Annotated in this window: 18 protein-coding genes and 1 tRNA gene; 11 read left to right on the forward strand and 8 right to left on the reverse strand. The window is 59.9% G+C overall.

The features are described 5' to 3' along the window. The first annotated feature begins 75 nt into the window (after nucleotides 1-75). The 6 genes from phnD to phnY are packed head-to-tail and all read left to right on the forward strand — an operon-like array spanning nucleotide 76 to nucleotide 6,387. Nucleotides 76-951 (forward strand): phosphonate ABC transporter substrate-binding protein, encoded by an 876-nt coding sequence (phnD, locus tag ABIE13_RS17660; protein ID WP_354445826.1) that lies wholly within the window; start codon nucleotides 76-78, stop codon nucleotides 949-951. After that, nucleotides 948-1,772 (forward strand): phosphonate ABC transporter ATP-binding protein, encoded by an 825-nt coding sequence (phnC, locus tag ABIE13_RS17665; protein ID WP_354445828.1) that lies wholly within the window; start codon nucleotides 948-950, stop codon nucleotides 1,770-1,772. Before phnD ends, phnC begins: the two co-directional genes overlap by 4 nt. Further along, nucleotides 1,769-2,584 carry a phosphonate ABC transporter, permease protein PhnE gene (phnE, locus tag ABIE13_RS17670; protein WP_354445830.1) on the forward strand — a complete coding sequence of 272 codons (816 nt, stop codon included), beginning with the start codon at nucleotides 1,769-1,771 and terminating at the stop codon, nucleotides 2,582-2,584. The genes phnC and phnE overlap by 4 nt, the downstream gene beginning before the upstream one ends. Further along, nucleotides 2,584-3,828: a phosphonoacetate hydrolase gene (phnA, locus tag ABIE13_RS17675; RefSeq protein ID WP_354445832.1), complete on the forward strand. Its 1,245-nt coding sequence runs from the start codon at nucleotides 2,584-2,586 to the stop codon at nucleotides 3,826-3,828. Before phnE ends, phnA begins: the two co-directional genes overlap by 1 nt. A gap of 10 nt (nucleotides 3,829-3,838) precedes the next feature. Beyond that, nucleotides 3,839-4,945: an iron-containing alcohol dehydrogenase PsrA gene (gene psrA, locus ABIE13_RS17680; RefSeq protein ID WP_354445834.1), complete on the forward strand. Its 1,107-nt coding sequence runs from the start codon at nucleotides 3,839-3,841 to the stop codon at nucleotides 4,943-4,945. Beyond that, a complete protein-coding gene (gene phnY, locus ABIE13_RS17685) occupies nucleotides 4,942-6,387 on the forward strand; it encodes a phosphonoacetaldehyde dehydrogenase (protein WP_354445836.1) in 1,446 nt (481 codons plus the stop codon). The genes psrA and phnY overlap by 4 nt, the downstream gene beginning before the upstream one ends. Nucleotides 6,388-6,544: 157 nt before the next feature. Here the strand turns inward: phnY and ABIE13_RS17690 are convergent, their stop codons facing one another. The 6 genes from ABIE13_RS17690 to ABIE13_RS17715 form a co-directional block, all read right to left on the reverse strand. Continuing rightward, on the reverse strand, nucleotides 6,545-6,760 hold the full coding sequence (locus ABIE13_RS17690; protein ID WP_354445838.1) for a DUF4287 domain-containing protein: 216 nt from the start codon (nucleotides 6,758-6,760) through the stop codon (nucleotides 6,545-6,547). A 139-nt stretch (nucleotides 6,761-6,899) separates the two neighbouring features. Then, nucleotides 6,900-6,976: transfer RNA gene (locus ABIE13_RS17695), tRNA-Val, on the reverse strand. A 35-nt stretch (nucleotides 6,977-7,011) separates the two neighbouring features. Beyond that, a complete protein-coding gene (locus ABIE13_RS17700) occupies nucleotides 7,012-9,225 on the reverse strand; it encodes a RelA/SpoT family protein (protein WP_354445840.1) in 2,214 nt (737 codons plus the stop codon). Continuing rightward, nucleotides 9,222-10,160 (reverse strand): alpha/beta fold hydrolase, encoded by a 939-nt coding sequence (locus ABIE13_RS17705; protein ID WP_354445842.1) that lies wholly within the window; start codon nucleotides 10,158-10,160, stop codon nucleotides 9,222-9,224. The genes ABIE13_RS17700 and ABIE13_RS17705 overlap by 4 nt, the downstream gene beginning before the upstream one ends. 490 nt (nucleotides 10,161-10,650) lie before the next feature. Then, nucleotides 10,651-11,289: an SIMPL domain-containing protein gene (locus ABIE13_RS17710; protein WP_354445844.1), complete on the reverse strand. Its 639-nt coding sequence runs from the start codon at nucleotides 11,287-11,289 to the stop codon at nucleotides 10,651-10,653. A gap of 322 nt (nucleotides 11,290-11,611) precedes the next feature. Beyond that, nucleotides 11,612-11,860, reverse strand: a complete 249-nt coding sequence (locus tag ABIE13_RS17715) for a hypothetical protein (protein WP_354445846.1) — start codon at nucleotides 11,858-11,860, stop codon at nucleotides 11,612-11,614. Nucleotides 11,861-12,112: 252 nt separating this feature from the next. Here ABIE13_RS17715 and ompR point away from each other — a divergent pair, with 252 nt between their 5' ends. Together ompR and ABIE13_RS17725 are read left to right on the forward strand one after the other, a co-directional pair. Beyond that, the gene (gene ompR, locus ABIE13_RS17720; protein ID WP_354445848.1) at nucleotides 12,113-12,844 is read left to right on the forward strand and encodes an osmolarity response regulator transcription factor OmpR; all 732 of its coding nucleotides are present in this window, start codon (nucleotides 12,113-12,115) and stop codon (nucleotides 12,842-12,844) included. Nucleotides 12,845-12,935: 91 nt separating this feature from the next. Further along, nucleotides 12,936-14,330, forward strand: coding sequence for a sensor histidine kinase (locus ABIE13_RS17725; protein ID WP_354446413.1), 1,395 nt, complete (start codon nucleotides 12,936-12,938; stop codon nucleotides 14,328-14,330). Between the two features lie 46 nt (nucleotides 14,331-14,376). On the opposite strand, the gene ispF is transcribed toward ABIE13_RS17725, so the two are convergent. Next, the gene (gene ispF / locus ABIE13_RS17730; RefSeq protein WP_354445850.1) at nucleotides 14,377-14,871 is read right to left on the reverse strand and encodes a 2-C-methyl-D-erythritol 2,4-cyclodiphosphate synthase; all 495 of its coding nucleotides are present in this window, start codon (nucleotides 14,869-14,871) and stop codon (nucleotides 14,377-14,379) included. A 39-nt stretch (nucleotides 14,872-14,910) separates the two neighbouring features. Beyond that, nucleotides 14,911-15,654, reverse strand: a complete 744-nt coding sequence (ispD, locus tag ABIE13_RS17735) for a 2-C-methyl-D-erythritol 4-phosphate cytidylyltransferase (protein WP_354445852.1) — start codon at nucleotides 15,652-15,654, stop codon at nucleotides 14,911-14,913. 203 nt (nucleotides 15,655-15,857) lie between these two features. On the opposite strand from ispD, the gene mfd reads away from it, so the two are divergent. The 3 genes from mfd (at nucleotide 15,858) to serB (ending at nucleotide 20,871) form a co-directional block, all read left to right on the forward strand. Further along, nucleotides 15,858-19,361, forward strand: a complete 3,504-nt coding sequence (gene mfd / locus ABIE13_RS17740) for a transcription-repair coupling factor (protein WP_354445854.1) — start codon at nucleotides 15,858-15,860, stop codon at nucleotides 19,359-19,361. Between the two features lie 69 nt (nucleotides 19,362-19,430). Next, complete coding sequence (locus ABIE13_RS17745; protein WP_354445856.1) at nucleotides 19,431-20,063, forward strand: L,D-transpeptidase; 633 nt, start codon at nucleotides 19,431-19,433, stop codon at nucleotides 20,061-20,063. Nucleotides 20,064-20,130: 67 nt separating this feature from the next. Next, the gene (gene serB / locus ABIE13_RS17750) at nucleotides 20,131-20,871 is read left to right on the forward strand and encodes a phosphoserine phosphatase SerB (RefSeq protein ID WP_354445858.1); all 741 of its coding nucleotides are present in this window, start codon (nucleotides 20,131-20,133) and stop codon (nucleotides 20,869-20,871) included. Nucleotides 20,872-21,065 lie beyond the last annotated feature (194 nt).

Here is a 21,065-nt window from a genome sequence, read left to right on the forward strand (position 1 = left end):
CCTCCGACATTTGCACCATGCACCGCGCTTGGTAGGCCGTGCAAAAAGAGGTTCAAACCCATACAGGAGACAACGATGAAACTTACACGCAGATCTCTCTTGGCCAGCACATCCCTGCTGCTAACCCCACCGCTTGTCGGCCTCAACACCGCCAGGGCCGCAAAGGTCCTCACAGTAGGACTCATTCCTTCTGAGGATTCGCGCGCCATGATTGCCAACAGCCAAGCGATGATGGACATGCTGTCCAAATCGCTGGGCATGCCGGTCAAGCCCTTCGTGGCCGCTGACTACAACGGTGTGATCGAGGCCCTGCGCTCCAAGCGGCTGGACGTGGCCTACCTCGGACCCTTCTCGTACGTCATGGGCACGACCGTAGCGCCCATCGAGGCATTCGCTGTGGCTGAGACCAAGAAAGCCGGCCGCGCCTTCTATCACTCCCTCATCGTGGCCCACAAGGACAGCGGGATCAAGACGGTGGCCGACCTCAAGGGCAAGACCTTTGCTTTCGTGGACCCAACCTCCACGTCTGGACACCTGTTCCCCAAGGCCGGCCTGATGAAGCTGGGCTTCAACACCGATAAGGACTTTGGCCGGGTAGTCTTCTCTGGTTCGCATGACTCCAATGCCGTGGCAGTGCAAAACAAGAAGATCGAAGCCGTGACGATCGCCGACCGCATCCTCGACGCTGCGATTGGCAAGGGCCTGGCCAAGCGCGAGGACTTGGTGGTCGTGTGGAAATCGGACCCTATTCCCGAGTCGCCTACGGTGTGGCGCAAGGATCTCGACCCTGAACTCAAGAAGCGCGTGCAGGCCGCTTTCCTGGATGTGAAGGACATCCCCTGGTCGGACCAGGGAATGCTCAACGGCTTTCATCCCACGAACGACAAAGCCTACGACATCATTCGCGAGACCGCGAAGATACTGAACCTCGACCTGAAGGCCATGAAATGATCAAGATCCGTGGCCTGAACAAGCGCTACGGCGACTTCGATGCGCTCAAGGGCATCGACCTCGACGTGGCCCGGGGAGAATTCCTGGTTGTGCTGGGCCCCTCGGGTGCCGGCAAGTCGACGCTGCTGCGCTGCATCAACCGTCTGGCCGAGCCTACGAGCGGCGAAGTCCACATCGACGGGCAACTGGCCCAGCCCAGCGGCGCGAGCCTGCGCGCGCTGCGCCGCCAAGTGGCCATGATCTTCCAGCACTACAACGTGGTGCCACGCCTTTCGGTACAAAAGAACGTATTGACGGGCCGTATGGGGTCGCTACCTTCGTTGCTTTCGTGGCTGCAGTTCTTCCCGCGCAAGGATGTGGACATCGCGCGGGAATGCCTGCGCCGCGTAGAACTGCAGGACAAGGCCGAATTGCGCACCGACACGCTCTCGGGCGGACAAAAGCAGCGCGTGGGCATTGCGCGCGCACTGGCACAGCAACCCAAGGTCATCCTGGCCGACGAGCCCGTCGCCAGCCTGGACCCGAAGACCTCGCGCACGGTGCTGAACTACCTCAAGCAGGCCAGCCGCGAATTGGGTATCACCGTGGTCTGCAACCTGCATCAGATCGACTATGCGCGCGAGTTCGGCGAACGCATCGTGGGTGTATCGGGCGGGCGCATCGTGTATGACGGCGGACCGGAAGGGCTCACGGACGAGGTGCTGCGAAAAATCTACCCAGGCCTGGACGAGTGCGACAGCCACAGCCGCAGTTCGACTGCTGCAACCGCCATCCCCGCGCCCGCACTGCGCCCATTGGAACTCGAGGAGGCAGGAGCATGAACATCGGTTCTTACACATTTCTGGTGGCCCGGCCCAGCGGTGGGCTGGGGTGGTGGCCGCGCATCGGTATCGGTGCGGCGTTTATCGGCGTTCTGTGGTGGGCGGCAAGGGGGGCGCAGGTCAGCTTCGGCGAGCTGGCCAAGGGCCTTCCGTGGATCGGTGACTTCCTGGGGCGGATGCTGCCACCCAACTGGGCGTTTCTGGACAAGCTGATCGTTCCCGCGATCGAAACCGTCCAGATCGCCGTGTGGGGAACACTGCTCGCCGTGATCCTCGCGATCCCCGTGTGCTTCTTCGCCGCACGCAACCTCACCCCCAACATCGTGGTCTATCAGTTCACCCGCCAGGTGTTCAATGTCACGCGGGGTGTCAACGAGATCATTCTGGCGCTCGTGTTCGTGGCCGCCGTGGGACTGGGTCCGTTCCCGGGCGTGCTCGCACTGGCGGTACATGGTGCGGGCATGCTGGGCAAGTTCTTCTCGGAGTCCATCGAGGAAATCGACCAGGGCCCCATCGAGGCGCTGCGCTCCACAGGGGCCGGCCCCATACAGACCATCATATTCGCCGTGCTCCCCCAGGTGGTCACCGCATGGATCGCCGTCGTCCTCTACCGCTTCGAGACCAACCTGCGCCAAGCCACCGTGCTGGGCATGGTGGGCGCCGGTGGCATCGGCTTCGAATTGGTGGGCAGCATGAAACTGTTCCAGTACCAGGACACCGCCACCTGTATCGCCGTGATCATCGCGATGGTCATGGTGGCTGACTACATCTCGACCCGGCTGCGTGCCTGGATTCAAAAAGGAGCTCGTTGATGAATACCGCTGTAATCGATACCGTGCAGGCCAATGGCCGACGATACGCCAAACCCAAGCACCCGGTGGTGGTGGTCTGTGTAGATGGCTGCGAGCCCGACTATGTGACGCAAGCCATTCAGGCAGGAGTGGCACCGTATCTCGAACGCATGCTGGCCCAGGGCAGCTCGCTGATCGGAGACTGCGTGGTGCCCAGCTTCACCAATCCGAACAATGTGTCCATCGTGACCGGTGTGCCACCGTCCGTGCATGGCATCTGCGGCAACTACTTCTACGACGTGGCCGCAGACCGCGAAGTCATGATGAATGACCCCGAGTACCTGCGTGCCCCGACGCTGCTGGCCGCTTTTGCCGATGCCGGTGCGCTGGTGGCCGCAGTGACGGCCAAGGACAAGCTGCGCACCATGCTCGGCCACGGTCTCAAGGGCATCTGCTTTTCGGCCGAGAAAGCGGACAAGGCGACGGTGGGCGAGTGTGGCATTGACAACGTCCTGGAATTGGTGGGCAAGCCCGTGCCCTCCGTCTACAGCGCGGACCTCAGCGAGTTCGTCTTCGCGGCCGGGGTGCGCCTGATGGAGACCCGCAGGCCGGACCTGTTGTACCTGTCGACCACGGACTACGTGCAGCACAAGTGCGCCCCCGGCACGCCGGAGGCCAACGCCTTCTACGCGATGATGGACGGCTACCTCTCCCAGCTCGACGCGCTGGGAGCGGTCATCGGGCTTACCGCCGATCATGGGATGAGTCCCAAGACCGACGCCGCCGGTAACCCGCGCGTCGTTTACCTGCAGCAGGAGCTGGACGCTCAACTCGGCGCAGGCAGCACGCGGGTGATCCTGCCGATCACCGACCCATACGTGGTGCACCACGGGGCGCTGGGCTCGTTCGCGACCATATACGTCAATGCCGGCGCCACGCTGGAAGGGGTGCGCAGTGCGCTCACCGCTCTACCAGGCGTGGAAGTGGTGCTGACGCGCGAAGAGGCCGTGCAGCGCTTCGAGCTGGCAGGCGACCGCATCGGCGATCTGGTAGTGGTTTCTGACCATCTCACGGTGCTGGGCACCAGCGCAGCCCGACACGATCTGAGCGGGTTGACGGTGCCGCTGCGCTCGCACGGCGGCATCTCGGAGCAAAAGGTGCCACTGCTGTTCAACCGCCCATTAAGAAACGTCGAACCCGGCCGGCGCCTGCGCAATTTTGACGTGTTCGACCTCGCGCTCAACCACACCGCTCCTTCAGTCTAGAGGTCTCCCCATGCTACTTGAATACTTCAACCCCGTACGCAGCGTCTACGGGGCCGGGGCACTGTCGTCCTTGCCTGGCCTCCTGGATGGTCGCCGCGCGCTGCTAATCACTTTTCCTGAAGCCCGCCAGCTCGGCCTGGTCGCTCGCATCGAAGCCCTTCTGGGTAATCAGTTGGCCGGCGTGATCGATGATGTGAGGCCGAACCCCGATGTGGCGGAACTGGAGGCACTGTATGACACGTTCTGGTCTGGCGGCAATGCCGCTGCCGAGGTGATCATCGCCGTGGGCGGTGGCAGCGCCATCGATACCGCCAAGGCCTTGATGGTGGCTACGCCCAGCGGGCGCTTTAGCGAGCTGGTGACGCTGCTGGCATCCGGCAAGGCCTTTACGCCGCCCCAGACCAAAACGCTGATCGCCGTGCCCACCACCGCCGGCACCGGCAGCGAGGTGACGCCCTGGGCCACGGTGTGGGACCGTGGCTCGCAGAAGAAATACTCGCTGCACTTGCCAGAGACCTGGCCCACCATCGCCCTGATCGACCCCGAACTCATGCTGTCGTTGCCCGCGCCAGTCACTCTGCAAAGCGGGCTGGACGCGCTGTCGCACGCACTGGAGTCGATCTGGAATGTGAATGCCAACCCTGTATCCGATACCTTTGCGGTGGCTGCGGTGCATGAAATTCTTGACGCGCTGCCCCAGTTGATGGCGCGCCCGGACGATAAAGCACTTCGGGGCCGTATGGCGCTGGCTGCGCTGAAAGCCGGCATGGCTTTTTCGAACACCCGCACAGCCCTGGCGCACTCGATCTCCTACGAGATGACGCTGCGCTACGGCTTGCCGCACGGCATCGCCTGCAGCTTTCCGCTGCCCATGGTGCTGGAGCGGGCCATCGGCCAGAATCCGGAGCGCGATGCAGTACTGGCGCGAGCGCTTGGAGAGCTTGCAGGCGCGCCAGCCAGACTGGCACGTTTCATCGAAAAACTGGGCGTCAAGACGCGATTTGCCGACTACGGCGTCAGTGAGGACCAGGCGCAGCAGATGGTGGCCCACGCGCTGACCGGGGCACGAGGCAAGAACTTCATTGGAACCACCGAAGCGCTCAAGGAGGCAGCATGAGTTCCATTTTGGAAATCGCGGACTTCCGCGCGGAGGGTTTGCGCATCGGCGGCGCCAAGGTGCGCACGGCACGCACAATAGACGTCATCAACCCCTACAGCGGCGAACGCGTGGGCACGGTAGGCATGGCCAGCGTGGAGGATGTGCGCCGGGCCATGGACATCGCCAAGGCTTATGTGCCTACGCTCTCGCGCTACGAGCGCTCTGCCATCCTCAACCGCGCGGCGGCGCTGCTGCGCGAGCGCACTGACGAGGCGTCGAACATCATCACCACCGAGTCCGGCCTGTCCAAGAAAGACAGCATCTACGAGATCGGGCGTGTGGCCGACGTGCTGAATTTTGGCGCCAACGAGGCCCTGCGCGACGACGGACAGGTGTTCTCTTGCGACCTGACGCCGCACGGCAAGAAGCGCAAGGTGATCACCACGCGTGATCCGCTGCTAGGCGTGATCACGGCCATCACGCCCTTCAACCACCCTATGAACCAGGTGGCGCACAAGGTGGTGCCGTCCGTGGCTACCAACAACCGCATGGTGCTCAAGCCATCGGAGAAGGTGCCACTGTCGGCCTACTATTTCGCCGACTTGCTGTATGAAGCAGGCCTGCCAGTGGAAATGCTGCAGGTGGTGACAGGCGACCCCCGCGAGATCGCCGACGAGCTGCTGATCCATCCGCACGTCGACCTGATTACCTTCACCGGCGGGGTTGCCATCGGCAAGTACATCGCCTCCAAAGCGGGCTACCGGCGCATGGTGCTGGAACTGGGTGGGAACGATCCGCTGATCGTGATGGACGATGCCGACCTGGACAAGGCCAGTGACTTGGCGGTGCAGGGGTCGTACAAGAACTCAGGCCAGCGCTGCACAGCGGTCAAGCGCATGCTGGTGCATGAGAAAGTGGCGGCCGAGTTCACCGAACGCGTGGTGGCCAAAACCAAGGCATGGCGCTATGGCGACCCCATGGACAAGACCAACGAGATGGGTACGGTCATCGATGAGGCTGCAGCCCGCCATTTCGAGAAAGTCGTGAACGAGGCCGTCGCCCAGGGCGCGCGCCTGCTGGTGGGCAATGCGCGTGAGGGTGCGCTGTATTCCCCCACCGTTGTGGACCGCGTGCGGCCGGAGATGACCCTGGTGCGCGAGGAAACCTTTGGCCCCGTGTCGCCCATCATGACGTTCAAGGACATCGATGAGGCGATCCGTATGTCCAACGGCACAGCATTCGGTCTGTCGTCGGGCATCTGTACCAACCGCCTGGACGACGCGACACGCTTTGCCAAGGAACTGCAGGTCGGCACCGTCAATCTCTGGGAAGTGCCCGGTTACCGCATCGAGCTGACTCCATTTGGCGGCATCAAGGACTCAGGCCTCGGCTACAAGGAAGGTGTTCAGGAGGCGATCAAGTCGTTTACCAACTGCAAGACTTTCACATTGCCCTGGTAGCGGATTCCGCGCCGAATCATCCACGCGCAACACCGCCTTGGTCAGCAACCTGGCCTTGAGCGAAGCCACCAGCGACTGTAGTCCCAAGCCGCACACACCCGCCCTTTCACTGCGTGAGCTGATCGAGGTGGGTCTGCTTGAAGTGCAGCGCTCAATCTCATTTGTTTTTTTGAGCGAGCGCATGCGCCACGATGGCGTTGGCATGACCGTGTCCTAGCCCATGCTCGGACTTCAACCAGGCGACGATTTCCATGTGCTTCAGGCCGTCTTGCTTGTCCACAAGCTCAAGCCAATGGTTGATAGGTTTGCCGTATTGTTTTTCGATAGACGGAAAGTAAGAGGCCGGGCCTTTGAGCTTGCCTTCAGTTGCCATGATCAGACTCCCATTGATGTTGGAAAGTCTAAACGAGCCCTGCACTCCCCGCACTGCCAAAGAAAGCGCCAGAACGCTTCAGCCAAATAAAAAGCCTTCTAAGTCATTGACCTAGAAGGCTTTTATACCAATGGTTAGTTGGTAGGCGCGATTGGACTCGAACCAACGACCCCCACCATGTCAAGGTGGTGCTCTAACCAGCTGAGCTACGCGCCTGAAAGATTCGAAGCCATCGAGTATAGCACAGCTTTTTAACGTCTCTTGGCAACTCTCACACCAGGTACATCGTGCACCGTTCGCAACACCTGCGCCAGGCGCGCGGTGTCGGCCACTTCCACAGTGAACGTCATCCAGGCCCAGCCTTTAACCGACTGCGTTTTGACGCCGATCACATTCATTTTCTCGCGAGCGAAAACATCAGAAATGTCGCGGAGCAGGCCTTGACGATCGGTGGCTTCGACAGCGACGTCCACCGGATAGGCCAAGCTCTGGCGAGCCTTGGAATCGCTCCAGCCGACTTCAATCACCCGATCAGGGTCCCGCGCCACAAGTTCGCGGAAATTGGCGCAGTCTCGTCGGTGAACGCTCACGCCTCGGCCACGCGTCACAAAGCCTGCAATCTCATCTGGTGGCGCAGGTTTGCAGCAACGCGCGGGTTGTGTGAGCAGGGAGTCAAGCCCCACCACCAGCACACCGCCCCGCGTGGAGCTGGCAGGACGCACCTTGCGCAACAGAACCTGCTCGTCTGGATCTGGCTGTGGTTCAGGCGGGCGCAGCACGGTCTCGATGCTGCGCAGCGAGAACTCGTCCTTGCCCACGGTCTCAAAAAGATTATCTGCAGTCTTGAAACCCAGGTCCGTTGCCAATTGCTCCAGAGACAGCGCCGTACGGCCTTCTCGTTGCAAAAGTTTTTCAACCATTTCACGCCCGCGAGCCACGGTTTCACGCGTGTATTGAGCGTTGAACCAGGCGCGCACCTTGGACTTGGCGCGAGAACTCGCAAGGTAGTGCAGATCGGCATTCAGCCAGTCGCGTGACGGACCGCCCTCCTTGGCAGAATTGATTTCCACCGTCTGGCCGTTTTGCAGCGGTGTGTTGAGCGGCACCATCACACCGTCTACGCGTGCTCCGCGGCAACGGTGACCCAGTTCCGTGTGCAGCGTATAAGCGAAGTCGACGGGGGTGCCGCCCGCAGGCAACTCGACGATGGCCGCCTCGGGCGTCAGTACATAGATGTGTTCATCAAATAGGCCTTGCTGTGGCTCGCCACCCGTCAGATCACGCTCCCATGCCAACAACTGGCGTAACACCGCAATCTTGGCGTCATAGTCGCTGGCCGCTGACACCCCGGTGTACCCCTTGGTGCCCGCTTCCTTGTAGGCCCAATGGGCCGCAACGCCATGCTCGGCATGTTGATGCATCTCTGGCGTTCGGATCTGGATTTCCCAGGCCAGGCCGTCCGCATCACGCACCACGGTATGCAAGGATTGGTAGCCGTTGATCTTGGGCCGCGCAATGTAATCGTCGAATTCGTCGGGGAGCGGCGTGTAATGTTCATGCACCCAGCCTAGCGTTGCATAGCAATCCGCCACGGTAGGAACCAGCACCCGAAGAGCTCTAACGTCAAACACTTGATTGAAATCAAGCTCCTTGCCGCGCATCTTCCGGACGATGCTGGAGATGTGCTTGGGACGCCCTGATACGGTGGCGTCAATCCCCTGAGCACGCAGAGCGGCTTCTATGTCGTTGCGGCGCTGTGCCATCGCGGCCTCGCGCTCAACGCGGCGCTCATCCAAGAGCGAAGCTACAAGCTTGTAGGTCTCTGGCTCTTGCGCACGGAAGATGAGGTCTTCCATCTCCCATTTGATTTGCCAGATGCCCAGCCGATTGGCCAGAGGCGCAAAGATCTCGTGCGATTCGCGCAGCAAACTCGGCGAAGGCGGCTGCCGGCACGCTGCGCAATGGCGCAGGGTTTGAAGGCGTGAGGCCAGCCGGAGCAGCACCACACGCAAATCGCGACTGAAAGCGAGCAACATCTTGCGCACGTTTTCAGTCTGTTGGCCGGCCTGTTCAGAATCTGCAGAAAGCTCCTGGCGGCCAGCGCGCGAACGCTGTTGCACACGCTCCAGATTGGCAGTTTCCACCGCGAGCCGCGCAAAGCTTTCACCAAATGCCTTCCCAATGACTTCTGCGGGGCGGTTGAGCTGAGGACTTGCGTAGCTGAGGTAGATGGCCGCCTGCATGGCTTCCGAGCCACCGATCTCGGCAAGAATGCCGGCGACAGCGTCTGCGTGCGCCAGCAGATTCTCCCCAGATCCAGCGACTTCATCCCCAATGAGCGGTTCGGCAAAAGCCCTGGCCCGAGCCCGCACGCCATCAGGAGAAGGCATGGCGCTCGTCGTCGCCGTGATCACAGCGGCAACGCGCTGGCCAGGCTCTGGCGAAAGTGGAGGCAGCTGCTTCATGGCGACTCAGGCCTGTCAGCGGATGAGGGAAGCAGAAAATCCAGCACCGCGAGCACCTGCTCACGGGCGACAAGCGTAGGCGCATGGCCTACGCCCGCAAACTCGACCACCCGCGCCTTGGGGCCTCTATGGCTCATGGCCTGCGCGGTAGCCGTTGAAAGCAAATCCGAATCCGCACCACGCAATACCAGCGTTTGAGCCGATATCCGATCATAAATCTGCCACAGCGCGGCCTCGCCTTGAACCGATGCCTCGCGTGTAACGTGCCTGAAGGGCACTGCAATGGCTGGATCGTAGTGCAGTCGAAAGCCTCCTTCGGGAAGCACTTTGAGCATGGGTCGCGAAAGGTCAAGCCATTGCTCGTCCGTATGGGGGCCAAAGCTTGTCGAGATGGCGCGCATGGCAGCGGCAGCTTGTTCGACAGAAGCGAAGTTGGCGCTCTTGCCCAGGTACTCGCCAATTCGTTCCAGGGCGGCCCATTCGATGGTGGGTCCCACATCGTTGAGTATCAATCGGCGAATCGGCACGGGCAAAGGCAGGTTGGGAAGGCCGGCCAGCGAGAGGCCGATGATGCCACCCATGCTCGTTCCCACCCAATCCAGAGTTTCTACCGGCGCGCTTTGATGAAGCTGCGCGAGCATGGTGAGCATGTCACCCACGTAGGTCGTGAACTGATAGCCCATAGGGTCTTTCAGCCAATCGCTTTCGCCTCTTCCCACCACATCGGGACAGACCACGCGCACCGGCTGACCCATTTCCTCTGCGCGGTGAATAAGTGCTTGCACCACCACATCGAAATCCCGTCCTTGGCGAGAAAGTCCATGCACGCATACAACCAGCCGCGGCGCTGTGGGGTCTCCCCATTGCCACCAGGCCATCCGATGTCCGCTAGAGGAATCTGAACATTGGACGTAGTGCAGTGTAGGCTCGGTCATGGTGAGGCGGTAATAACTGGCGTCGCGAATTGGACGTTAGCCAAATAAGAAGTTGGTCAAGAATCCTGTCTAGCAAGAATCGAACCGCCGCCACACCGAACTCATTCGAGTGGTGTTGACGCGGGATGACCCTGGAGTCAGCCGCGCGGTTCAGCCAAACTTCAATTCACGTGGGGACGCTGGAATCGTAATTCAATTGCGCAGGCGCATGAATGTACGGGATACCAAGCCTTGGAAAAGCGGACTGGACCCCAGAAAAACCCTAGGTTTGCACCTCTTCCGGGTACAGCTTCAAGGTTATGGGGTCAGGTCTTGCTACCTGGCTGACGTTTCTCGAACCGTTCGAGGGCGGCAGTGCGGTGGCCACACGACCTCAAGCCCACACCGCCCTATCTCGGATGAAGAAAATACAAAACCGAGGTTCCATCAAGATGTGGAAGGGTGGGCTTGGGCACTCCAAACGACAGAACGCTTTTGAGAAGTTGCCCGCTCAGCGTGCTTGCACAGACCCCGACACGTTGACCTGAACGATGCTCTTGCCGGGCTCCACGGCGACAGGCGCCGCATCAGCGGACTTGGAGAATGACCGCGCTTCCATCGCCATGGGGCGTGGACCTGGAAAGCCGGAGTCACTGGCATCGACGGTAACCTCCCTCAAGCTGTAGTTGGCAAAGCCAAACGCTTTGGTGATTTCAATCGCGCGCGCTTTGAATCGCTCGATGGCTTGGGCCTGAGCCTCAGTCTGCACTTTGGCACGTTGCTCTCGGCTAAGGCCAAAGGAAATGTTGCCAATGGACATGGTCGTGGCGCGGGCTGCAGCCTGGGTAATGCGGGGAAAATCCCTGCCTTCCAGAATCAACTCGACTCGACCCTGCCAACCGTTGATCTTGCCTTCTTTGCCATAGCGCGGATTGACACTGAAACTACCCGTGCGAACGTCCATCTCTCCTGCCTGTGCAGATTTTTTAACTTCGGCAAGCGCGCTGTCCAGCGCTTTACGCAACTCGGCCTGCACCGCGGCAGCCTCGGCTCCCTCACGGGTGGAGGTGAGCGTGAGCATCAATGTGTCCTGAACCACTTCCACCTGTCCGGCAGCAGACAGGTGGAAAACGTTTTGCGATGGATTCATCACAGTTCCCGAGGTTTGTGAATGGGCAATGGCTGTGCAAGCAAGGAGAGAAATGCCAAGCAGCAGTGTGCGAACGTGGAGGTTTTTCACTTCTAGGATCCGTTCATTAAAAAACTGATGTGCGTCGGGATGGCAGGCTAGGGCTGAACGCATGGCCATCTACGAACATGAAAATTGAGGAAGAAAAGAAAGATGCAGAGTAATGGAAAGACAGCATAACGCGACGAAACGTTCCCGCGTTTACCCTGGCCGTTGTTTCGGCAGGTATCCCGCCCCTTGTTCGGGCAGCCCTCTCACCGCAGGTCTCAGCGTCTTAAAAGGCTCACCGCCGCGGAGCAAAACCTTCAGGCTTGGTCAGCACTTCGTCGGCCCCCCTGCCCGGCTCAGACGTTCCTGCCGCTCGCCGGACCTGGTCTCTTAGCTCTGAGCGCTCAGCAGGCGTGAGGCGACGGCCAGCCAATGCGGATTCCGCACTGACGTCTCTTTGCAGAGTCTGCACTGCGGTCCACAAGGCGCTTCTGTGGCTAGGCGGAAATTGGGCTGGCGCTTCATTGGTATGTTGCGCGTTCAAAGCAGTATCTCCGGCGGTTTGAGCCATAGTCGGAGGTGCCAAAGGAGCCAATGCGGCAGCACTCAAGAAAACATTAACGACTTTTTTTGCCATAACGCTAGAACTTTCGCATAGGGGCATCGTATTTGTCCTTCTAATCTGCCGAAGCCTGGGCAACATTTGTAACTCTGTGAAAAGCTGCAAGGGAAAACCCCAAATGCCGACGATTTCACTGTAACAATGGGCCTGTTACAAATACGACCGAGGACAACAATGAGCCAGGTTGCACACCGAACCGACAAAATCGCCGTGGTTGATGACGACGCGCGAATCCGTGACTTGCTACGACGTTATCTGTCGCAGGAAGGCTTTGAAGTGATCGTGGCAGAAGATGCCAAGGCACTCTCGCGCATTATGTTGCGGGACACAATTGATCTGATTGTTCTCGATCTGATGATGCCAGGTGAGGACGGATTGTCCGTATGCCGTCGGCTCCGGGCGACAGGAGACAAGACTCCGATCATCATGCTTACCGCAAAGGGCGAAGATGTCGACCGCATTGTGGGGCTTGAGGTCGGAGCGGACGACTACCTGGGCAAACCCTTCAACCCTCGTGAGTTGCTGGCGCGCGTTCATGCCGTATTGCGACGCCGCCCCCCACAAGAGGCTCCTGGTGCGCCTTCCGCAGAGAACGAAAGCGTGGCCTTCGGCCCGTTCCAGTTCGATCTGGGTGCCCGCACGCTGCACAAAAATGGTGAAGAGATCTCTCTGACCACAGGCGAATTTGCCATGCTCAAAGCCTTGGTGCGCCACCCGCGTCAGCCGCTTTCCCGTGAGAAACTGGCCCAATTGGCTCGTGGACGCGAGTTTGAGCCTTTTGACCGAAGCCTCGACGTGCAGATTTCTCGCCTTCGCAAACTGATTGAACAAGACGCTGCCAGCCCGCGCTATATTCAAACCGTCTGGGGGGTGGGCTACGTATTCGTTCCCGATGGCGCAGGCTAAACCCCTCTCCTGAAGGAACTTAATGGCGGCGGCTTCCGATTTTTATGAATCCAGCGTCTCGCACGAGCCGGAGGCTTCGCCATTGGATTCGATGAATGCGCCTCTGGATGGAGGGCAATCATCAGGAATGGTCAGGGGAGGCTTTAGCCTGTTCTGGCGGACTTTTTTCCTTCTCAGCCTCTTGCTGCTAGGTACCTCGGTTGGCTGGTACCAACTATTTCGTACCCTGGAATACGAGCCTCGGGTCATAGACAACGCCAGGCAGGTCGCCTCGCTGGTGAATCTCTCCCGTGCGGCTCTCGTCCATTCCGACGCCATCGCTCGCGTCTCGCTCATCAAAACGCTGGCCGAGCAGGAAAAAGTACGCATATTGCCGCACGAGCCTGGGGACAAATTCGACCTTTTCGCGAATACCGAGCTGGAGCAACGCATGAGCCGAGAGCTCATTGCACGCCTGGGGCCTGATACGGTGGTGGCCGGCCGTGTCAACGACGAGCCCGGTCTATGGGTGGGCTTCGGAATTGAAGGGGACTCCTACTGGCTGTTGATGGATCGTTCACGCGTCGGAGCACTGCTGGGCGGAAGTACATGGCTGCTGTGGCTAGCTACGCTGGGCGTTCTTTCACTCATTGGCGCCGCGTTGCTCGCCCGCCTGATCAACAGGCCTCTTCGCCTGCTGTCCATTGCCGCAGCGCGCGTCCGTGACGGCGATTACCAGCGCGGCCGGCTCGATGAAGGCGTGTTGTCCAGCGAAGTCCGGGCCGTGAACATCGGGTTCAACCGCATGGCTGATCAGCTGTCCATGATCGAGCAGAACCGAGCTGAGATGCTTGCAGGCATTTCTCACGACCTGCGAACACCCCTGGCACGTTTGCGACTGGAAACCGAAATGAGCGTGCCGGACCCTGAAGCACGCGAGCACATGGCCGCTGATATCGCGCAAGTGGACACCATCATTGGCAAGTTCCTTGACTATGCGAGGCCTGACCATGTCAATCTCAAGGCAATACCTCTGGCAGATCTGGTGAGCGTCAGCGCCCTGCCATTCACCTCACGCGAGGACATGCACGTCAAGATAGAAGTGCCGGCAGATCTTCGCGTCATGGCTGATGAAATCGAGTTGTCGCGCGTACTTTCGAACCTGCTTGAGAATGCGCGGAGGTACGGGCAGAGCCCTGAGACAGGCGTCACGCGTGTGCATATATTGGCTGCAGCACGTGAGCAATGGGTGACATTGCGTGTACGCGACCATGGTGCCGGCGTACGAAACGAATTGCTGCCCCAGTTGACCCGCCCCTTCTTTCGTGGGGATACAGCCCGAACTTCTGCGACGGGCGCCGGTTTGGGTTTGGCCATCGTGACGAAGATGGTTGGTCACATGGGAGGCACCCTGGTACTGAGCAACAGCTCAACCGGAGGGCTGGTCGCCACCATACGCTTGCAAAAAGCAGTGGATCAACGGCCGACGCCCAAGAAAAAGCGCTAGGAAGGCCCTGCTGGGCCTGTCAGCACCTGCCGTGACCTGGTGCAGCTTATGCGTAAATAAGCACAGCAGCACGCGCTTCGATGGCAGCGCCCTGCCCCACTGGCCCCAGCCGCTCGGCGGTCTTGGCCTTGACGTTGATCTGCGAAGGCGACACAAGCAACACTTGCGCGATCTTCTGCCGCATGGATTCGATGTAGGGTGCCAGGCGCGGCGCTTGTGCAATCACAGTGCTGTCCACGTTGCCTATTTGCCATCCGGCCTGTCTGACCCGCTTGCCGGCCTCCGCCAGCAAAGTTGCAGAATCCGCCCCCTTGAAAGCCGGGTCGGTGTCGGGAAAATGCCGCCCAATGTCCCCCAGGCCTGCCGCACCAAGAAGTGCGTCGGTGATGGCATGTAACAGTGCATCTGCGTCTGAGTGGCCCAGCAGGCCGTGCGTGTGGGGAATGAGTACACCGCCAAGTATGAGCGCACGGCCAGGGACCATGGCGTGTACGTCCCAGCCTTCGCCGACACGAAAAGGGGGGGTGAAACTAGCGTTCATCTGTCTTTTTTCCAGAAAGCGAAAGAGAGAGGACTGCCACTATGCGCTGGCGCGCGCAGCCAGCACAGCTTCAGCCAAAGCAAAATCCTCCGGATAGGTGACTTTGAAATTGCTTGCACTTCCAGGTACCAGAAGCGGACGATGCCCCGAAGCCTCCATGGCGCTGGATTCATCGGTGATGCCGGAAAAACCTGTTTCCAGATGGGAAGCCAGAGCGAGCCGGAGGGCGCCAATTGGGAACATCTGAGGGGTTTGTGCCAGCCATTTCTGGCGGCGATCAATGGTTGAGTTCACGCGACCATCTCGCTCATCTTTCAAAGTGTCCGGCAAAGGCAGCGCTAACAAACCCCCTACAGGGTCTGGCATACAGGCATCGATCAGCGCGTTGATCTGTGCTGGTGTAATGAGACAGCGGGCAGCGTCATGGACCAACACCCAGTCTTGTGGATCTGCTCCTTGCGCAAGAAGCCAATCCAATCCGTTGAACACGCTTTCTGCCCGGGTCTGACCACCGCAATGAGCCACTGCCACGGGGGGCGCAGGGCACTGAAAAAACGAATCACCCCTTGCCACCACCACCAGGATGCAAACCGTGCGCTCAACCGAGGCGAAAGCCTGCAAAGTGTGCTCCACCATAGACTGGCCGGCTACAGGCTCGTACTGCTTGGGCTGGGCTGTGCCCGCGCGCGAGCCGATACCCGCGCAGGGCAGGAGTGCATAGCATTTGCGAGGCTTTTCAGTATGGCCTGTTGGCTGGTCCAATTGCATTTTCGTGGCGCTCATACCGAACTATAGAGCCTGGGAGGCTCCGGGCAGCGCCCACACTTGGCTCGCATCGCTCACATGGCTTTACCCAACCCCGCGCGAGTGCCCTCACAGCCAGGATGACCCTTGCTGAATGACAAACACGTTCTTGCAGGTTTCCGTAAAATTCGCTCTACACCCCCGTCCAGGCTGGCCGGGGGTTTTGTCGCTTCTATCTCCCCATGGATCTGCCCAAACTAAACCAAGGTAAGCGCTTTACCTTACCCCGCCCCCCAGGCTCGGCCGATGCCCTGATACTGGCTCAATTGGCCTCGCAAGAGAAAGCCGCTGGGCGCCTCACGGCCATATTCACGGCGGACCCCTCCGACGCCAGAAGATTTCAGGACGAACTGGCTTTTTTTAGCCCAGGCTTGCGTACGGCCATGTTTCCCGACTGGGAGACACTGCCCTACGACAGCTTTTCTCCGCACCAGGACCTCATCAGCGAGCGTCTGGCGACATTGTGGGCCATCAAGCAACGCGAAGTGGATGTGGTGTTCGTGCCGGCGACTACGGCGTTGTACCGCCTCGCCCCCCCGGAATTCATGGCGGGTTACACGTTCCATTTCAAGACCGGGCAGAAGCTGGACGAAGCAGCGCTGAAGTCACAACTGACTCTGGCAGGCTATACGCATGTCACGCAGGTCTCCGCTCCCGGCGAATACGCAGTGCGCGGTGGCTTGATTGACCTGTTCCCCATGGGCAGCCTGATGCCCTACCGGGTGGATTTGTTTGACGATGAGATCGACTCCATTCGCAGTTTCGACCCGGACACGCAGCGCAGCCTCTACCCTGTACCAGAGGTGCGCCTGTTGCCGGGCCGGGAATTTCCCATGGATGATGCGGCGCGGGCGAAATTTCGCAACCGCTGGCGCGAGCTGCTCGAAGGCGACCCTACCAAGAGCCGCATCTACAAGGACATGGGCAACGGTGTGGCGACCGCGGGCATTGAGTACTACCTGCCCCTGTTCTTCGATCAAACAGCCACCGTATTTGACTACCTGGGAGACGGTGCCACCCTCGCGCTGCATGGTGATCTGGAAGCCGCATTCCAGCAGTTTTGGCAAGATACGCGTGAGCGCTTCCGCCTGGCGCAAGGCGACCCGGAGCGGCCAGTGCTCCCGCCTGACACCCTCTTTCTTGATGCCGAGAGCTTCTATCTGGCGGCCAAGCCACATGCCCAACTGGCAATGCGCCCTTCTCCAGCGGCAGCGGCCTCGCCGGCAGAGCTGCCTAACGGCCTCATTGGCAGTGCCTTTGCCGAATTTGACGCACTCCCGCCTCTTACAGTCGTTCGAGGCGCTGACGACCCTCTAGCTCGGCTTCAGGCGCACATTGCGTCGGTGCCACAGCGTGTTCTGTTGTTGGCCGAAAGCGATGGCAGGCGAGAGAGCTTGCTGGATTTTTTGCGAGCCTCCGGGCTCAATCCGCCCGCATTCGACTCGCTGGCTGAGTTTGAGTCCACGCCAGACGAAAAAATTGGCATAGTGACCGCCGCCCTCGCCCAAGGCTTCGCCTGGGTTGAGGCCGGTATCGACTTTGTCACCGAAACAGAACTGTTTGCCACGGGTTCGGTCGCACGTCGGCGCAGGAAACAAGAGCAGGTCAGTGACGTCGAAGCGCTCATCAAGGACCTGAGCGAGCTCAATGTAGGAGATCCGGTCGTGCACACCCAGCACGGCATAGGGCGCTACAAGGGGCTGATCAACATGGATCTGGGCGGGAAGAACTCCGACGGGTCCCCTGCCCTGCAGGAATTCCTGCACCTTGAGTATGCAAACGACGCCGTGCTTTATGTGCCCGTGTCTCAACTGCATCTGATCGGGCGATACACCGGCGTTTCAGCCGATGAGGCTCCCCTGCACAAACTGGGAAGCGGTCAATGGGAAAAAGCCAGGCGCAAAGCGGCTGAGCAGGTACGCGACGCCGCGGCTGAGCTCTTGAACATCTACGCGCGCCGCGCGGCGCGTGAGGGTCACGCATTCCGTTATTCGCCTCAGGATTACGAGCAGTTCGCTGCCGATTTCGGCTTTGAGGAGACGGCCGACCAGAAAGCCGCCATCCACGCTGTGATTCAGGACATGATCAGCCCCCAGCCCATGGACCGTCTGGTGTGCGGGGACGTCGGTTTCGGCAAGACCGAAGTCGCGTTGCGTGCAGCCTTTGTGGCCGTCACAGGGGGCAAGCAAGTGGCCTTTCTGGCGCCCACCACCCTGCTGGCCGAGCAGCATTTCCAGACCTTGCAGGATCGAATGGCCAAGTGGCCCGTGAAGATTGCGGAGATCAGCCGCTTCCGCTCTCCCAAGGAAGTCACCACCGCTTTGAACGGCATCGCTGATGGCAGTGTGGACATCGTGGTGGGCACACACAAGTTGCTGTCCGAAAAAACCAAGTTCAAGAATCTTGGCCTGCTCATCATTGACGAGGAACATCGTTTTGGTGTTCGCCACAAGGAGGCCATGAAGCAGCTGCGCGCCGAAATCGACGTACTCACGCTCACAGCGACACCCATTCCGCGCACCATGGGCATGGCACTGGAAGGCCTGCGTGATCTGAGCGTGATTGCCACTGCGCCTCAACGACGGCTGGCGATCAAGACTTTCGTGCGCAACGAAGGCACCGGCGTGATTCGTGAAGCGGTTTTGCGCGAGTTGAAACGCGGCGGGCAGGTGTACTTCCTGCACAACGAAGTGGAAACAATCGAGAACCGTCGCCAATCGCTGGAGAAATTCCTTCCTGAAGCCCGCATCGCGATCGCTCACGGCCAGATGCCCGAGCGCGAGCTCGAACGCGTCATGCGCGACTTCGTCGCGCAGCGCTTCAACGTTCTGCTGTGCTCGACCATCATCGAAACGGGTATCGACGTGCCCACGGCCAATACCATCGTGATCGCACGGGCCGACAAATTTGGCCTGGCACAGTTGCACCAGCTTCGTGGTCGCGTGGGACGTAGCCACCACCAGGCCTACGCCTACCTGATGGTCCCGGAAATCGACGGATTGACAAAAGCGGCATCTCAGCGTCTGGACGCCATTCAACAGATGGAAGAGCTGGGAAGCGGGTTCTACCTCGCCATGCATGACCTCGAGATCCGCGGTGCCGGTGAAGTTCTCGGCGAAAACCAGAGCGGCAACATGATGGAAATCGGGTTTCAGCTCTATAACGAGATGCTGTCGGAGGCAGTCAAGAGCCTCAAGGCAGGGAAAGAGCCTGATCTGCTGAGCCCCATGCAGGCCACCACGGAGATCAACCTGCACGCACCAGCATTGCTGCCCAATGACTATTGCGGGGACGTCCATCTGCGTCTATCGTTCTACAAGAAACTGGCCACGGCCAAGACCAACGACCAGATCGACGCATTGCTTGAAGAGATTGTGGACCGATTTGGCAAACTTCCTGCGCAGGCCCAGACGCTGATCGACGTACACCGTCTGCGTGTACTCTCACAGCCCTACGGTGTGCAAAAGGTCGATGCCGGGCCAGGCGCAATCAGCATCACGTTCAAGCCGAATCCGCCCATCGACCAGATGGCCATCATTCAAATGATCCAGAAAAATCGTCACATCAAGCTCGCAGGCAATGACAAACTCCGCATAGAGCGGGAGCTTGCAGACCCGAATGCGCGTGCGCAGATGGTGCGCGACGTACTTCGGAATCTGGGAAAGCCCACCACCGTCGAAGCTTGAAACACTTCCTGCTTTAATCCAACCAAGCGGCCGACCATGCTCCTTAACCGTACAGGCCATCAACCAGGCATGAAGTTCGTACAAGCGCTCATGTGCTCGGCCTTGCTGAGTTGGAGTAATGCTGGATGGACTGCCGAGGTCGCAGCGCCACCGCCCGCCATCCGGGATTTTGCGGCTGACGTCATGCAGGCCAACGATGCCGAAGGCCGAGCGTTCGGGGTGATCGACAAACCAAGGGCTACGCTCTGGATTTTCGACGCCCACGGCAAGCTCCTGGACCGCAGCCCGGTATTGGTGGGGCAAGCGCGGGGTGACGTGGCGCCTGACGACATCGGAACACGGCCCTTGAGCAAAATTCGCCCGCACGAGAAGATCACTGCGAGTGGCCGCTTTGTGACCGAAGCGGGGCGCAATCTCAACGGCGAAGACATCGTTTGGCTGGACTACGACGCAGCAATGTCCCTGCACAGGGTACGCAACGTACCAGGCGAGAACCGCGTCAAGCGACTGGCCACGGAAGATGTGGCTGACAATCGAATTTCATTTGGCTGCGTGAACATTCCTGCAGACTTCTACGACAGGCACATCAAGCCACTGTTCGGAACACGGCCAGGCGTGGTGTACGTACTGCCTGAAAGCAGAACCTTGTCTGAGGTTTTCCCATTTGCCGTTGACGCGCACAAGCGACCCAGGAACCGCTGACCCGCCTGGATTCTGGGGTCTCCGCCCCATTGAAAGACTTATTTTTAGATATCGAATGAAGAGCACCATGACAACCACATCGAACACCGCCGATGCCATCGCGCAGGCCCCGGGACTTGTTTGCCAAGGCTTTGTGCCGCCGCTGAAGCTGCGGGATTTCAAGCTGATCGCGTTCGATATGGATTCGACCCTCATCAACATCGAATGCGTGGACGAGATCGCCGACGCAGCCGGTCGCAAGGCGGAAGTAGCATCCATTACGGAAGCGGCCATGAGGGGCGAGATCACCGACTACAAGGAAAGCCTTAGACGCCGCGTGGCCCTTTTGAAAGGCGTGACTGTGGCGCATATGCAGCAGGTGTATGACGAACGTCTGCAGCTGAACCCCGGGGCGGCTGAACTGGTGGCGGCCTGCCAGGCAGCGGGGCTGAAAACCTTGCTGGTCTCTGGCGGGTTCACTTTTTTCACCGATCGGATCAGGGACCGCCTGAAGATCGATTCGACGCGCTCCAATGTGTTGGAAGAGCAAGATGGCGTGCTCACCGGCCGGATGGTGGATCAGGCCTGGGGAGACATCTGCGACGGCGATGAGAAACGAAAAATGCTGCTGCAAACATGCGCAGATCTGGGCATTGATCCTTCACAGGCGATAGCGATGGGCGATGGAGCCAACGATCTGCCGATGATGGGTGTGGCGGGCCTTTCTGTTGCTTACCACGCCAAGCCGGCTGTACGTGAAAAGGCCATGGTGGCGATCAACGCCGGTGGGCTGGATCGGCTTTTGGAAGTGGTGCGCCTTGAACCCTGAGACCCCAAGGTCTTGAGCCGGGCGGCTGCCCCCTGGGAGCGCCAAGCTCCAGCTTGGCACTTCAGCGCTCGCAGATACCTCCGAATTGCCAAGCTGGAGCTTGGCGCTCCCAGGAAATACCAACTGACTCCAACACCGGCACCGAAGGCGCTGAAGCTCCGCCCACACAAGCCCCGTATTCGACTGAGCTGCCC

The organism is Ottowia thiooxydans, from assembly GCF_040548795.1.
GTDB classification, from domain to species: domain Bacteria; phylum Pseudomonadota; class Gammaproteobacteria; order Burkholderiales; family Burkholderiaceae_C; genus Ottowia; species Ottowia thiooxydans_A.

Coding starts and splice junctions, on each gene's coding strand:
- phnD (WP_354445826.1), top strand. CDS start 76: ATGAAACTTACACGCAGATCTCTCTTGGCCAGCACATCCCTGCTGCTA.
- phnC (WP_354445828.1), top strand. CDS start 948: ATGATCAAGATCCGTGGCCTGAACAAGCGCTACGGCGACTTCGATGCG.
- phnE (WP_354445830.1), top strand. CDS start 1,769: ATGAACATCGGTTCTTACACATTTCTGGTGGCCCGGCCCAGCGGTGGG.
- phnA (WP_354445832.1), top strand. CDS start 2,584: ATGAATACCGCTGTAATCGATACCGTGCAGGCCAATGGCCGACGATAC.
- psrA (WP_354445834.1), top strand. CDS start 3,839: ATGCTACTTGAATACTTCAACCCCGTACGCAGCGTCTACGGGGCCGGG.
- phnY (WP_354445836.1), top strand. CDS start 4,942: ATGAGTTCCATTTTGGAAATCGCGGACTTCCGCGCGGAGGGTTTGCGC.
- ABIE13_RS17690 (WP_354445838.1), bottom strand. CDS start 6,760: ATGGCAACTGAAGGCAAGCTCAAAGGCCCGGCCTCTTACTTTCCGTCT.
- ABIE13_RS17700 (WP_354445840.1), bottom strand. CDS start 9,225: ATGAAGCAGCTGCCTCCACTTTCGCCAGAGCCTGGCCAGCGCGTTGCC.
- ABIE13_RS17705 (WP_354445842.1), bottom strand. CDS start 10,160: ATGACCGAGCCTACACTGCACTACGTCCAATGTTCAGATTCCTCTAGC.
- ABIE13_RS17710 (WP_354445844.1), bottom strand. CDS start 11,289: ATGAATCCATCGCAAAACGTTTTCCACCTGTCTGCTGCCGGACAGGTG.
- ompR (WP_354445848.1), top strand. CDS start 12,113: ATGAGCCAGGTTGCACACCGAACCGACAAAATCGCCGTGGTTGATGAC.
- ABIE13_RS17725 (WP_354446413.1), top strand. CDS start 12,936: ATGAATGCGCCTCTGGATGGAGGGCAATCATCAGGAATGGTCAGGGGA.
- ispF (WP_354445850.1), bottom strand. CDS start 14,871: ATGAACGCTAGTTTCACCCCCCCTTTTCGTGTCGGCGAAGGCTGGGAC.
- ispD (WP_354445852.1), bottom strand. CDS start 15,654: ATGAGCGCCACGAAAATGCAATTGGACCAGCCAACAGGCCATACTGAA.
- mfd (WP_354445854.1), top strand. CDS start 15,858: ATGGATCTGCCCAAACTAAACCAAGGTAAGCGCTTTACCTTACCCCGC.
- ABIE13_RS17745 (WP_354445856.1), top strand. CDS start 19,431: ATGAAGTTCGTACAAGCGCTCATGTGCTCGGCCTTGCTGAGTTGGAGT.
- serB (WP_354445858.1), top strand. CDS start 20,131: ATGACAACCACATCGAACACCGCCGATGCCATCGCGCAGGCCCCGGGA.